This is a genomic window from Enterobacter hormaechei ATCC 49162 (genome assembly GCF_001875655.1).
Taxonomy (GTDB): Bacteria; Pseudomonadota; Gammaproteobacteria; order Enterobacterales; family Enterobacteriaceae; genus Enterobacter; species Enterobacter hormaechei.
The window spans coordinates 519,845-532,697 of record NZ_MKEQ01000001.1; the positions used below are offsets into that span (position 1 = coordinate 519,845).

Consider the following 12,853-nt stretch of genomic DNA (forward strand, 5'->3'; position numbering starts at 1 on the left):
GGATCAGGAACGCGCTTCCTTGAGCAACTGCTGAATGACGGCCTCCTGCTTGTCGTAGTTACCTTCGCCAAACGAGGTGTAACGCAGTTGCCCTTTCGCATCGAAATAGTAATGCGCTGGCCAGTACTGATTTCCGAACGCGCTCCAGATTTTGTAGTTATTATCCGTCACCACGCGGTACGGCAGTTGCCATTTGTTGACCGCGTTTTTCACCGATGATATCGGTTTTTCCCAGGGATATTCCGGCGTGTGGACACCAATGACGACCAGACCTTGAGACTGATATTTCTTCGCCCAGTCACGAACATACGGAAGCGTATGCTGACAGTTAATACAGTCCCAGGTCCAGAAATCGATAAGGACCACTTTCCCCCGCAAGGAGTCAGACGTGACAGGGTCACCATTCACCCAACCCGTACCGCCGTCTAATGAGGGTAACTGGCTGCTCGGCACCGCGTCAGCGACCGGTTGCAGTTTCACCTGCCTGGAGGTGGGTTGCGCAAGACTCAACAGCGCGTTTTCCAGCTTGTCGGCAACACCGTTGGCACCTTTCAATGCCGAGGTCATCCCGCTGGCGTTGAACGCAACGGCAGCTAACATCATCACCCCCGCCCCCTGACGCAAACGCGCCATCAATGCGGATTTGGCTCTCAGAGGAGCGATCAGCTTACGCCCGCCCACGACAAGCAGCCCCAGCATCAACGCGCATCCACTGCCGTAAGCGGCTAACAGCGCTCCGGTCGCGATGGCCGAGTGTCCCGCAATATTAATGCTGAAGATCGCCCCGAGAATCGGTCCGGCACAGGGGGACCACAACAGTCCAACGGCCAGCCCTGCCAGAAAAGCCGAAAGCATGCCGCGTCGCTGCATGCTGTGGGTGTTGAGAACATTTCCCGCGCTGACCGCCGGGCGGGCAATGCGCTGAGCGAACTGCGGGAAGATCAGGGCCAGCGCGGCAATACTCAGTACCAACAGCGCAATCCAGCGACCAATAACGGTGGCGTCAGCGATCCACTCGCTGGCAACCGTTACCACCATCGCGACCAACGTGAACATCGCAATCATTCCCGCCAGAAGCGCCAGAATGTGCTTGCGCTGCCCCTGAAAGCCAGCGAACAGCAGAGGAATGACGGGAAGCGTGCAGGGACTGAGCAGGCTAATCATGCCGCCCAAAAACGCGATTATCAGAAACATAAGGACCTCACATTACAGTAGCTGCGAAGGTGCAGTGAGGTCATTTCACCGTACGAATGTGTTCAGCCTGTGTGCTAAAAACTGAATTTCGTCTGCCTGGGTATCGGCGCGGGGTGCAGATACAAAAACGTACAATTAACCGCGCGGAAGGGTCACGCTTACGGTCAGTCCGCCCTCTGCCCGGTTTGCAAGATGCAATTTTCCGTCAAGCCGAGCGGTGAGCTGCGCGGCAATCGCGAGGCCTAATCCGGTGCCGCCCGTTTCGCGATTGCGCGACGTTTCAACCCGGTAGAACGGCTGTAACACCGCCTCCAGCTCTGCCTCCGGGATGCCGGGGCCGTTATCCATAATGCGGATCGCTACCTGCCTTTCATCTTCATCAATCTCTATTACCGCGCTATCGCCAAACTTCAGCGCATTATCCAGCAGATTCGTCATTACCCGGCGCAATGCCTGCGGGCGAGTGACGATCGGCAGACGCGTATTGCATGGATGAAAATGCACGTTTTTACCAATGTCCTGATAATCACTGGCGATGCTGTTAACCCACGCATTCAGCTCCAGCTTCAGCGTGGTCTCTTCCAGGGATTCTGATGACCGGGCATAGGCAATCCCCTCCCGTACCAGGCGCGACATATTATCAAGGTCGCTGAGCAACTTATCGCGTAGTTCAGGCTGATCCGCCATTTCGACCCGCAGCTTCATGCGCGTGATGGGCGTCTGGAGGTCGTGAGAAATGGACGCCAGGATCTGCGCGCGTTCACGCAGATACGTCTGTATCCGCGACTGCATCTCATTAAAAGCCTGCGCCGCCTGCCGCACTTCAACCGGCCCTTTTTCAGTCATCGGAGAATGGGCCGCCGGATCGAGGGAATCCACCGCGCGGGTGAACTGCAAAAATGGCCGGACAACCTGACGCACGGCAATCCAGGAGCAGAGCGCGACAAGGAAAAGCTGAAGAACCAGCACCACGGGTAACCAGCTGGCGACAGGCGGCATGCGCGGGATCAGATCGATGGTGAGTGGAGCACCGTCGCGGAGCGTCAGATGGGCCTGAATATGGGAAATCGGCCCCGGAACGGCCGTAAAACGCAGCGGATACTGGGAAGAAAGCGTCTCTTTCAGGGTTCGGACCGCATCTCGCGAGCGTTTATCCGTTGGTGCTGCGCCTGGCTCGCCCGGACCAAGAATATAACGATAATTACCGCGACTGAGGCGTTCCAGCCACTCTGGCCGCTCTTTGGCCGGAAGCCGGTCGAGAATGGCCACGCTGGTCGCGACGTCGTTCTCCAGATTGCCCAGCATAACCGTGCGCGCGCTGCGCATTCGTTCAACCATGACCAGCGTCAGGCTGAGCGCGTTAGCCAGCAACAGCCCGAGCAGCACAATGATCAGCAGCCGGGCCAGTAACGTGCGGGGCCACAGCGTCATTCATTAGCCTCGACGATGGTCACCGGCATGGTAAAAACGTAGCCCTCGCTGCGTACGGTTTTAATGTAGGCTGGCGTGCGGGCATCTTCATTCAGGCGCTGTCGCACGCGACTCACCAGGAGATCAATCGAACGTTCAAACAGCTCGGCGTCACGTCCCTGCGTCAGGTTCAGCAGCTGGTCACGGGTCAGCACCCGTTGAGGATGGTCGAGGAATACGCGCAGAAGACGGTATTCCGCCCCGCTGAGCGCCACAATCAGTCCCTCGTTATCAATCAGATGACGCGCCACGGTATCCAGCTGCCATTCACCGAACACCACCAGACGCCCTGCCTCGGTGACCTGAAGATTTGGCGGCATAGTGCGAAAACGACGCAGGATGGCTTTAATACGCGCCAGCAGCTCGCGGGCCACAAACGGTTTCACCACGTAATCGTCCGCGCCCATCTCCAGCCCCAGGATCCGGTCAGTGTCTTCATTGCGCGCGGTAAGCATCAGGATCGGCAGATCCTTATGCCTGCTGCTGCGCAGCTGTCGACACAGCGTCAGGCCATCATCGCCGGGCATCATCACGTCCAGCACCACCAGGTCAATATGCTGTTTGTCGAGCACGACGCGCATCTCTTTCCCGTTCGCCGCACCAGAGGCGTGATAGCCGGATTTCACGAGGTAATCGACAATCAGTTCACGAATATCCCTGTCGTCATCGACGACAAGGATGTGATCAATATGCTCCACCGCAGGCTCCTGATTAAGAGGTAACGGATTGAAAATAGCACATATCAGAGCTTATCCGCGTCGACAACTGCTTTAACAAAGTCCTGCGGATCTTCCTGCGGCGGGTTGTGGCCAACCGTTGCGCCGAAAGTACGGTGCTCATATTTTCCGGTAAATTTCCCGGCATAGGCCGCAGGTGCAGGGTGTGGCACCCCGTTATTACCGCCTTCGATGGTGATGGTCGGCACCGTAATTTTCGGCAGCGTCGCCAGTTTTTGTTCATAGGCGTCATATTTAGGCTCCCCTTTTTCCAGACCCAGACGCCAGCGGTAATTACTGAGCGTGACGGCAACGTGGTCCGGGTTATCGAGGGATTTGGCGCTGGCATTGAAGGTGGCATCGCTGAATTTCCAGTCCGGCGAAGCCTGGGACCAGATCAGCCGGGCAAAATCGTGCGTATTTTTAGCATAGCCTTCCGCACCGCGCGGCGTGGCGAAATAGAACTGATACCACCACTGAACCTCTGCCTTCGGCGGTAATGGTTGTTTCCCAATCGCCTGACTACTGATCAGATAGCCACTCACCGAGACCAGCGATTTCACCCGTTCCGGCCAGAGCGCCGCAACGATATCCGCGGTACGCGCTCCCCAGTCATAACCGGCAAACACCGCCTGTTTGATGTTCAGGGCGTCCATCAGATTAACGATATCTTTGGCCATTGCCGAAGGCTGGCCGTTACGTGGTGTTTTATCAGAAATAAAGCGCGTGGTGCCGTACCCGCGCAGGGACGGCACAATGACACGATACCCTTTCGCGGCCAGCGCGGGGGCCACTTCAGCGTAGCTGTGAATGTCGTACGGCCAGCCATGCAGCAGGATCACCGGTTGCCCCTCTTTCGGCCCGATATCGACATAACCGACGTTAAGATCGCCAGCGTTAATCTGTTTTACCTGGTTGAAGGCCGACGCGTAATCTTTACCCATCGCTTCAGCCTGACAGGACATCACGGTGCCAAGCGAAACGGTCAGGGCGACTGCTGAGTATGCGAGTTTGTTAAACATGATGTTATCTCCGGGTGAGTTCAGTTGACGGAGATATAACACCATGCGTTTGTATAAAGGATGTGTGCGGATGCGGCTTTATTGCATACCTGTGTATGTATCACAGACGCAGATACAGTGTGATACAAACCCGGCTAAAGGGTGATTCGGTACCGGACGTAATCGTCGGCTTCACCATAGTGGTCATACAGTTTGCGCGCCGGATTGTGCATGCGGGTTACCCAGTAGAGTTTTGACCAGCCTTCCCGCTTACCCTCATCGATAAGGGCATCGATAAGCGCTTTACCCGCCCCTGCGCCACGTTCGGCAGCGTCAACAAATAGATCTTCCAGATAGCAAATGGGCGCGGTTGACCAGGTCCCTTCATGCAGGACACACATGGCGAAGCCGATGACGTTGCCGTCTTTCACCACAACCCGGCAAAAAAGGGATGATGAACCTGAGAGCGCCCTGTCCCACGTCGCAGCGGTAACGGACTCGTCAAGGTAGCACTCATAAAAATGGGTATAGCTATCCCACAGCGGTCGCCACTGTGGGTAATCTTCTGCCTGTAACGGGCGTACGATGAGCGTCATGTGTTCCTCACATTATCCTTAATGCTCTTTTGGCGCATGATGCGAGCCAGCGTGGCAAGACGCTTCGAACGACAATATAGCGTGAACAGCACAAAGCCCCGACTGTTTAACACCATACGGCTAATTACCAAAGCGATCGTTGCAATGATCAGCTGCCAGCTGCTGCCGTCAGAAACGATCAGATAGTGAAACCATTGCAGTACCGTTAATGTGAGCAGGATGATAAAAATCGCTAAAAATCCTGTTAGTCCTGACGTGTATCCTCGGGCAAGGAATGCACTCGCGAGCAGCAGGAAGATAAGTATCGCTAGCGATGGGACAAAAAAACTGAGTGCATGTAGCGATGGCGACATACTGGATATTGTCTGGAGAAATGGCAGCAAATTAAACGCAAAAATCACCAGAAATAGCGGTAATAATATCGCTACCGGATAAGCATTTTGCCGTGGCAGCTCACTAAGCGGGCGTGAAAAATAACGCTCCAGTTCGGGTGAGGAATGGTTTAATAAGACATTGTCATGACGGGCAATAGCGTCCTCAATCCGTTTACCGTGTTGCAGGAGCTCGTATGAAACGTGTCCGGTTAACAAGCGCAAAATTTTCATCAAAAAACCGCCAGTGACTGGATAGTACCGATAATGTATTTACTGGTGCGAGGTATGTTCCCTGGTGCCGCAATAACTCCGCTTACGGCGCTTCCTGCAAGCGCCGCGGCACTCGTCACAACTTGACCTAATTGCCTGGTGAGCTCAATCTGAACAGGACCCGTTGGGAATCGTTTTGGATAAAAGCCTGCTCGAATAAGCGCTTTGACTTCTTTATTGCTTATACCAGGGTTTTGAGCGCGAATAATTAATTCAGTCAATCGAGCACGGTCCTGACGAGGGTAACTTTTTAGCCATTCGGTTGCTTTCAAGGACGAAACGGATTTCATTGCGCGCCAGGTAGTAACAGCCTCTTTCAGTGCACCGCCTGCGCTTGCCAGAGAAATGACATCTAAGGAAGTGGATGTCGCGACATACCAGTCCTGGGTATCCAGCCAGGCGACATTAGCACCATCATTTTCAACCAAATCATAAATTCGATAAAGACCATTCACACATTGCAGACCAGTGGCAGCCGTTCCGGCGTAGCCAATAGCGACCAATACGCTTCCCGCGCCTGCGGTAAGGGGAGTTGCTGCTGTTCCAGCGAGCATCACTCCGCCAGTTATGATCATCGCGCCACATGACAGAACGGTTGAGGCAATTTCAGTTCCCATGGAAGTAGAAGAAACTGCATCACTCAATGCTTTTCCTGCTGTGGAGGCAGACGGCAGCGAGGAGGCTTTATTCACAATAACATGCGTTACTATTCCACTTTGCCCTTGAGGATGTCGTTTGCCGGGTCGAACCAGGAAGCGTTGGGGGCCGTCAGAGTAAATGATACCCGCGTGAGCAAATTCACGATGACAATCCATGGCGGCACCAAGCGCTTTAAAATCAAAATCCGCAGCCCCAACTCCCGACATTTTCGCAAAATCGTAGCCCGGTAAGTTTTTATCAAGGTTTATCCCAGGTAAAACCATACCTTTCTCCTTTTTAAGCAGGTTAATTTCGTTAACTCGACATCGTTTACATCGTAACTAAAGTACAGTATATCGGAACAGAATGTTATTAAGATGAAAATACCAGAACACAAACAAAAGCATAACGCTCAAATATGGAGATCACCGGATGACGATACCCACGCTTACGACAGAACGCTTATTACTTAAACCCCTTGTTGCCGCCGATGCCGTCCAGATCCAGCAACGCTATCCCCGCTGGGAGATTGTCCGCTATATGGTGGCTTCAGTCCCCTGGCCCTACCCGGAAAACGGTGCAGAAAATTACGTCAACAACGTTGCGCTACCCGACATGGCCAAAGGGATTGCGTGGTTCTGGACGATTCGCCGTCGCGAAGCGCCTGACGAACTGATGGGGGTGATTTGCCTGTATGACGTGGAGGACAACAACCGGGGCTTCTGGCTTGCGCCGGAATTTCAGGGCCAGGGATATATGCGGGAGGCGAGCATTGCGGCAACGGATTATTGGTTTAATACGCTCAATAAACCGGTGTTACGTGCGCCGAAAGCGGCGGCCAACAGCCGCTCCCGACGGATTTCAGACAGCAGCGGCATGCGGCTTATCAGGACGGAGAAGAAAGCCTACGTCAGCGGCATGCTGGACTCGGAAGTGTGGGAAATCACCCGCGACGAATGGAATGCCCGTCAGGTCAGCTGATAATACTTATCCGGCATCAGTCTTTCAGGGATGTTCTCTTCATCGTTCATCTGCAACAGATCGCGCTCCATCATGTTGCAGATGGCGTCCAGCGGCAGATCGTTATCTTCCGTCCCAAACGGATCTTCCAGCTCTTCTGCCAGCGTATCCAGCGAGATAAAAGTGTACGAAATCAGCGCAGAGACAAAGGGCGTCATGTAATGCAGATCCACAACCAGCGCAAACGGCAGCATGATGCAGAACAGATACACCGTCCGGTGCAGGATCAACGTATAGGCAAACGGAACTGGCGTATTGGCGATACGCTCACAGCCAGCCAGCACAATGGACATATCATTCAGGCGGTTGTTGAGGCTGTGAAACAGGATGTCTGAAAGCTGCCCGCTACGCCGTCGCACGGCCAGCCACTCCCCCATGATCAGCAGGATACGGTTCGCCGGTGAGTTGGCGTCCATCACGTTGCGTAAATCGTCAGGCGCCAGATAGCGAGACAGCTGTTCGGCATTGGTTTCTCGGCGCAGGGTCATACGCAGACAGTTAGCAAAGGCGATTTGCAGGCGAACAAACTCGCCGAGATGTTTATCATCCGGTAAGGTGTTTTTTACCTCGCGAAACAGCGAGCGCGCCGCTATCATCAACTGCCCCCAAAGCAGACGTGCCTCAACGTAGCGGGAATAACAGGCGTTATTACGAAATCCCAGGAAGATGGCGATAGCCACACCCAGAATGCTGAACGGCGCGACGGTAAACCGAATGCCCAGCGAGGTATACCAGGGCAGCATGACAATCACGGCGATGGAAAGCAGAAAGTTAAGCAACAGTCGGGTATAGATTTTGGGAAGTACCGAACCATGCCAGACAAAAATCAGTTGCAGCCAGTGCTGTTGAGGACGAACAATCATAATCAGCTTCAGATAAGTAAAGAGCGCGGCTATTAAACGTGATCCCCCTCACGGTTGCAAGCTTGTTACTAATTCATTGCATTTTCTGACCTGCAAAGCTTTACGCGCACGGTGCTGCATGTGTTTTTTAAAAAAAGAGCCTATAGTATGTTGTAACTAAATAGGGTCTGTAAAAAACCCGGCCAACGCCGGGCATTATGATTAGCAGAGCGGTTTCACCGCATCGCGCATGCCTTTGCGTAAAATCGCATCCAGATCCTGCGCAACCTGTTCTACCAGTCCGTTCACCTGCGTCAGATCCTGCTCCCAGTGCTCGCTCACGCTTAACACCGACGATACCAGTTCACGGGTAGTGACCTGTTTATCGTGATGTTGCGTCCACAGCTGCTGGTAACGTTCAAGCCAGTGCGCATCGTCCTGCACCGGGTAACGCTCACCGTTGCGTTCGGCGCGGTAGAACGCAATCAGCGCCGCCAGGGCAAAGGTCAGGCGTGCAGGCAGTTTGCCGGTCGCCTTCTGTCCTGCCAGCAGTTGCGGCAGAATGCGGGTGCGGTATTTGGTCATCCCGTTCAGTGCAATCGACAGCAGCTGATGCTTAATGTACGGATTACGGAAACGCCCCGTTACGGCACTGGCGAAGGAGTGCAGCTCGTCGCGCGGCAGATCCAGGACCGGTATGATCTCCTCATAAATAGCCTTTTCTACGAACGCGCAAATCTCCGCGTCGTTCATGGCGTCCCCTACCGTATCCAGCCCGGCCTGAAAAGCGACCGGGACCAGCGCCGTGTGCGCGCCGTTGAGGATCGCCACCTTACGCTCTTTATACGGTTTGATATCGTCAACAATCAGGACATTGAGCGGGTATTTATCCAGGCGCAGTTCCGCTGCAAGTGATTTTGGCCCCTGAATAACAAACAGATAGAAGTGTTCAGCCGTGTCGAGGAAGCCGTCGTGATAGCCCAGACCGGCCTCCAGCTCTGCCACCTCATCACGCGGATAGCCGGTAACAATGCGGTCAACGAGCGTCGAGCAGAAAGTGTTAGCGTCATTCAGCCAGGCAATGAATGCCGCCGGTAGCGCCCACGCCTGTGCATAGCGCAGCACCAGTTCACGCAGGGCATCGCCGTTGTAGTCGATGAGTTCGCAAGGAATGATGATCCAGCCTTTATCCGCTGCCCCGTTAAAGTGGGTAAAGCGTTCGAACAGCAGACTCGTCAGTTTGGCCGGATAGCTGACCGCTGGCGCATCGTCAAACTTATCGCCCGCGTGATAGCTGATGCCCGCCTCCGTGGTATTGGAAAAGACAAATCGCATGTCCGGGTTATGGGCGAGCTTCAGAAATTCATCGTACTGGCTGTAGACGCTGATTTCACGATTCACGGAACGAATAAGACGCGCATCGCTTACCGCTTCACCCTGCTCATTCAGACCACGAATAATCGTGGTATAGAGACCATCCTGGGTACTCAGCGACGGGGGAAAATCGCTCTGGATTGGCCGCACAATCACCACACCTGAATTGAGATCGGTATGCTCGTTTAAGAGGTCGATTTGCCAGTCAACGAACGCGCGCAGGAAGTTACCTTCGCCGAACTGGATGATACGTTCAGGATAGCGCGCACCGGGGAAATCACGACGGTTGAGTGTGTTCACAATGGAGGTCCTTTATGATTAGTCATACAGCCTGATAAGATTGGTGTGATAACTTATCAAAACTTCACGACCAGAACCCCTGTCTGGATCAACACATGGCGCAATGGTGAAAAATAATCACAAAAATTTATAAAACACCGAGGTTGCCGTCATGTCCCCGTTCGGCATCAGGGCGTAGCGTGGGATCTCCCCCATCTTTTGCCAGCCCGCACGTTGGTAAAACGTCTCTGCGCCGCTGCCAGTCGACGTATCAAGCACCAGCACCGTAAGGGCTTTTGCACGCGCAACCGCCTCAAGGGCTTCCATCAGCGCCATTGCTGCCCCTTTACGGCGCGCCTTCTCATGAACCAGCAGTTTCGCGACATCTGCGCGGTGCGGCTGGTTTTCAGGCTGATCGGTGATCAGCTGGACCGTGCCAATCAGCCCCTGCTCCTCATCGAAACAGCCCAATACAGTGCGCTCGTTGCGCCCGACGCTTTCTGCGACGCTGAGCCAGAACGTATGGGCTTTCCCGGAAGAAAAAGGCAGCATAAAGCTGACGGAGGCGCCGCCGTTGACACAGCTGACGAGAATATCGTTCAGGGCAGTGATGTGGGTAAGAATGTCCTGTCGGGAGAGAGGTTTAATCAGCATGGGAGAGTTCATCGCGCGTCCTTAGGTTGAATCTCTCCACTTTGCTATTAACATTTTCGTAACGCAATAAGCGATGACATAGGACTTCGTTATGTCATTTTTCGCCGTGATGCTGCCGCTTCATGGCGTACATCTGCGCATCCGCATGCTTTAACCACGCCTGCATATCGTTCCGGTGATGATCGAACTCGCTTAACCCCCAGGAGAACTGTAACGACCAGGGATGCAGCTGGCGCGCGTTGTAATTTTCCGTTTGTTCAACAAGATACTGCATGGCGATCCAGGCGCCAGGCTCATCGGTATCCGCAAACAGTACCGCGAACTCATCTCCCCCGAAACGTACCAGCAGATCGGCCTCGCGGAATGAGGAACGCATCAGGGCGGCCATCGCTTTCAGGGCTTTGTCGCCCTCCTGGTGCCCGAAGCGATCGTTAATGGTTTTGAAATGGTCCAGATCCAGCCAGCCAAGCGTTAACGGTTCTGCCCGACGCTGCGAAACCGACAGCGCAAACTGCGCAAACTGGTTAAACCCGCGACGGTTAAACAGCCCCGTAAGCTCATCGGTCGTGGCCGCGCTTACGGCTGCAAACTCATCCTCTGCCAGCGCGCTGAGATCGGCCAGTACGGCGGAATCCGCCGCCGAAAACTCACGCGGTGCGTAATCAATGAGACACAACGAGCCTACGCACGCCCCGTCACGTAAACGCAGCGGGTAACCGGCATAAAAGCGCACGCCAGGCTCTCCCGCCACCTGCGGGTTGTCCGCAAAGCGTTCGTCCCGCAGCGTATCCCCCACCACCAGCGGCGCGTCCCCCAGGATCGTATGACCACAAAACGAGAGTTCGCGAGGCTGGCTGACGGGCACCCGGCCATCGGCAGACTTCACGATCACGGCGTGATCATCCACCAGCGTAATCATCGCCAGCGGCACCCTGAAAAAGCGTGTTGCCAGACGCGTCAGACGGTCAAACGCGGGATAATTGTCGATCTCAAGCAGACCGGACTCGCGCAGTGCATTCATGCGCTCCGTTTCATTAACGGGAATCAAAGGTGCTTTCATAACGTCTCCTGACGCTGAGCATTAGTAAAAGCGTAGCTTAAACAGAGACATTGTCAGTTCATGAGGCACGATTTACCTCAATGACCAGCCAATGATGGATCACGTTGACGATATACTGTTGTTGCTGCGCATTCAGCGGCACGCCCTGCGGGATCGCATGCCACTTAGCCAGACAGCCCCGACAGCAGGTTGCCGTGGCATGCTGGGCGATAAAGACCGGATGGCCACGCATCGGCGTCTGCTTACCGTCATTTACCGGCTGTGCAGGTGCCAGTCGCGCGGCGACAAAATCGGCGGCATGCCGATCGATAGTCTCCGCGCCTTTATCCCAGCAGTATTGCCGCTCTTTCGTTCCTAAATGAAAACGCGAACGAAACGTGGAGCGGGCCAGGCGCGCGAATAAAGGGTCTAACGTGGACATTAATATACGGACCGTCCAAGACGTTTGGTCAGCTGCTCCAGCGCCGCCACGCCTGCCAGTGAATTGCCGGTTTCGTCCAGTTCCGGGCTCCAGACGGCAATCGCCATCTCGTGCGGGACAATCGCCACAACCCCACCGCCAACGCCGGATTTGGCCGGCAGCCCCACGCGCCAGGCAAACTCTCCTGCGTTCTGATACATTCCGCTGGTCGCCATTAAGGCGTTGATCTGCCGGGCCTGCATGGGGGAGACAACGTCCTCACCCAGATGCGGGGCATGGCCCTGATGCGCCAGAAACAGAAAAGTCTGCGCCAGTTCGACACAGTTCATCTTCAGTGCGCAGTAATGAAAATAGTTTTGCAGAACCGTGGCGACATCATTATGAAAATTGCCGAAGGACTTCATCAGCCAGGCAATCGCGGCATTACGTGCAGAGTGTTCAAACTCAGAGCGCGCGACCACCGAATCGTAGGCAATGTCCTGCACGCCGGAAAGCTGACGCACAATTTCGAGCATCCGCTGGCGCGGCGCGCTCAGCCGACTTTGCAGCATATCGCACACCACCAGCGCCCCGGCGTTAATAAACGGGTTACGCGGCTTACCCTGTTCGATTTCCAGCTGGAGAAGGGAGTTGAACGGCTGACCGGACGGATCTTTGCCTACCCGCTGCCAGATCTCCTGCTCGTCATACTGGCGCATGGCGGCAACCAGGCTGAGCACTTTTGAGATCGACTGAATCGAAAAGCGCTCCAGCGCGTCTCCCGCCTGAAAACGCTGCCCGTCGATGGTACAAATGGCGATACCAAGCTTATTCCCGCTGATCGAGGCCAGCGCGGGAATGTAATCGGCAACCTTACCCTGCCCCAGTAACGGACGAACCTGCGCCAGAATCTCGTCCAGCATCTCATTATGGATGACCGCAGCCACACTTTGCTCCTTGCCCT

14 protein-coding genes are annotated in these 12,853 nt (G+C 54.8%); 1 reads left to right on the forward strand and 13 read right to left on the reverse strand.

Going from position 1 to position 12,853, the window contains the following annotated elements; translation table 11 throughout:
* Nucleotides 1–3: 3 nt before the first annotated feature.
* The 7 genes from BH712_RS02585 to BH712_RS02615 form a co-directional block, all read right to left on the reverse strand.
* A complete protein-coding gene (locus BH712_RS02585) occupies nucleotides 4–1,194 on the reverse strand; it encodes a cytochrome c biogenesis protein/redoxin (protein ID WP_006810647.1) in 1,191 nt (396 codons plus the stop codon).
* Nucleotides 1,195–1,329: 135 nt separating this feature from the next.
* A complete protein-coding gene (locus tag BH712_RS02590; RefSeq protein ID WP_006810646.1) occupies nucleotides 1,330–2,625 on the reverse strand; it encodes an ATP-binding protein in 1,296 nt (431 codons plus the stop codon).
* Nucleotides 2,622–3,362, reverse strand: coding sequence for a response regulator (locus BH712_RS02595; protein ID WP_006810645.1), 741 nt, complete (start codon nucleotides 3,360–3,362; stop codon nucleotides 2,622–2,624). Before BH712_RS02595 ends, BH712_RS02590 begins: the two co-directional genes overlap by 4 nt.
* A 44-nt stretch (nucleotides 3,363–3,406) precedes the next feature.
* Entirely contained in the window at nucleotides 3,407–4,402 is a 996-nt protein-coding gene (locus BH712_RS02600) for an alpha/beta fold hydrolase (RefSeq protein ID WP_032673831.1), read from the reverse strand.
* 134 nt (nucleotides 4,403–4,536) lie between these two features.
* Entirely contained in the window at nucleotides 4,537–4,977 is a 441-nt protein-coding gene (locus tag BH712_RS02605) for a GNAT family N-acetyltransferase (protein ID WP_006810643.1), read from the reverse strand.
* Complete coding sequence (locus BH712_RS02610; protein WP_006810642.1) at nucleotides 4,974–5,582, reverse strand: hypothetical protein; 609 nt, start codon at nucleotides 5,580–5,582, stop codon at nucleotides 4,974–4,976. Before BH712_RS02610 ends, BH712_RS02605 begins: the two co-directional genes overlap by 4 nt.
* Entirely contained in the window at nucleotides 5,582–6,544 is a 963-nt protein-coding gene (locus BH712_RS02615) for an Ssp4 family T6SS effector (protein WP_006810641.1), read from the reverse strand. The genes BH712_RS02610 and BH712_RS02615 overlap by 1 nt, the downstream gene beginning before the upstream one ends.
* Before the next feature lie 148 nt (nucleotides 6,545–6,692).
* Between BH712_RS02615 and BH712_RS02620 the strand changes: the two genes are divergently transcribed.
* A complete protein-coding gene (locus BH712_RS02620; RefSeq protein ID WP_006810640.1) occupies nucleotides 6,693–7,241 on the forward strand; it encodes a GNAT family N-acetyltransferase in 549 nt (182 codons plus the stop codon).
* Here the strand turns inward: BH712_RS02620 and BH712_RS02625 are convergent.
* The 6 genes from BH712_RS02625 to glsB all read right to left on the reverse strand — a co-directional run bounded on the left by BH712_RS02625 (nucleotide 7,229) and on the right by glsB (nucleotide 12,836).
* A complete protein-coding gene (locus tag BH712_RS02625) occupies nucleotides 7,229–8,143 on the reverse strand; it encodes a bestrophin family protein (protein ID WP_006810639.1) in 915 nt (304 codons plus the stop codon). The genes BH712_RS02620 and BH712_RS02625 overlap by 13 nt on opposite strands.
* Before the next feature lie 201 nt (nucleotides 8,144–8,344).
* Nucleotides 8,345–9,796 carry a tagaturonate reductase gene (locus tag BH712_RS02630; RefSeq protein WP_006810638.1) on the reverse strand — a complete coding sequence of 484 codons (1,452 nt, stop codon included), beginning with the start codon at nucleotides 9,794–9,796 and terminating at the stop codon, nucleotides 8,345–8,347.
* Nucleotides 9,797–9,913: 117 nt separating this feature from the next.
* A complete protein-coding gene (locus tag BH712_RS02635) occupies nucleotides 9,914–10,441 on the reverse strand; it encodes a GNAT family N-acetyltransferase (RefSeq protein WP_006810637.1) in 528 nt (175 codons plus the stop codon).
* An 82-nt stretch (nucleotides 10,442–10,523) separates the two neighbouring features.
* Nucleotides 10,524–11,489, reverse strand: coding sequence for a sensor domain-containing diguanylate cyclase (locus tag BH712_RS02640; protein WP_006810636.1), 966 nt, complete (start codon nucleotides 11,487–11,489; stop codon nucleotides 10,524–10,526).
* 58 nt (nucleotides 11,490–11,547) lie between these two features.
* Nucleotides 11,548–11,910 (reverse strand): DUF4186 domain-containing protein, encoded by a 363-nt coding sequence (locus tag BH712_RS02645; RefSeq protein WP_006810635.1) that lies wholly within the window; start codon nucleotides 11,908–11,910, stop codon nucleotides 11,548–11,550.
* The gene (glsB, locus tag BH712_RS02650) at nucleotides 11,910–12,836 is read right to left on the reverse strand and encodes a glutaminase B (RefSeq protein ID WP_006810634.1); all 927 of its coding nucleotides are present in this window, start codon (nucleotides 12,834–12,836) and stop codon (nucleotides 11,910–11,912) included. Before glsB ends, BH712_RS02645 begins: the two co-directional genes overlap by 1 nt.
* Between the last annotated feature and the right edge of the window lie 17 nt (nucleotides 12,837–12,853).

What these genes read in the sequence shown, in the direction of transcription:
- BH712_RS02645 (WP_006810635.1), bottom strand. Translation starts at nt 11,910, where the DNA reads ATGTCCACGTTAGACCCTTTATTCGCGCGCCTGGCCCGCTCCACGTTT.
- BH712_RS02620 (WP_006810640.1), top strand. Translation starts at nt 6,693, where the DNA reads ATGACGATACCCACGCTTACGACAGAACGCTTATTACTTAAACCCCTT.
- BH712_RS02640 (WP_006810636.1), bottom strand. Translation starts at nt 11,489, where the DNA reads ATGAAAGCACCTTTGATTCCCGTTAATGAAACGGAGCGCATGAATGCA.
- BH712_RS02600 (WP_032673831.1), bottom strand. Translation starts at nt 4,402, where the DNA reads ATGTTTAACAAACTCGCATACTCAGCAGTCGCCCTGACCGTTTCGCTT.
- BH712_RS02625 (WP_006810639.1), bottom strand. Translation starts at nt 8,143, where the DNA reads ATGATTGTTCGTCCTCAACAGCACTGGCTGCAACTGATTTTTGTCTGG.
- BH712_RS02605 (WP_006810643.1), bottom strand. Translation starts at nt 4,977, where the DNA reads ATGACGCTCATCGTACGCCCGTTACAGGCAGAAGATTACCCACAGTGG.
- BH712_RS02615 (WP_006810641.1), bottom strand. Translation starts at nt 6,544, where the DNA reads ATGGTTTTACCTGGGATAAACCTTGATAAAAACTTACCGGGCTACGAT.
- BH712_RS02585 (WP_006810647.1), bottom strand. Translation starts at nt 1,194, where the DNA reads ATGTTTCTGATAATCGCGTTTTTGGGCGGCATGATTAGCCTGCTCAGT.
- BH712_RS02610 (WP_006810642.1), bottom strand. Translation starts at nt 5,582, where the DNA reads ATGAAAATTTTGCGCTTGTTAACCGGACACGTTTCATACGAGCTCCTG.
- BH712_RS02635 (WP_006810637.1), bottom strand. Translation starts at nt 10,441, where the DNA reads ATGAACTCTCCCATGCTGATTAAACCTCTCTCCCGACAGGACATTCTT.
- BH712_RS02590 (WP_006810646.1), bottom strand. Translation starts at nt 2,625, where the DNA reads ATGACGCTGTGGCCCCGCACGTTACTGGCCCGGCTGCTGATCATTGTG.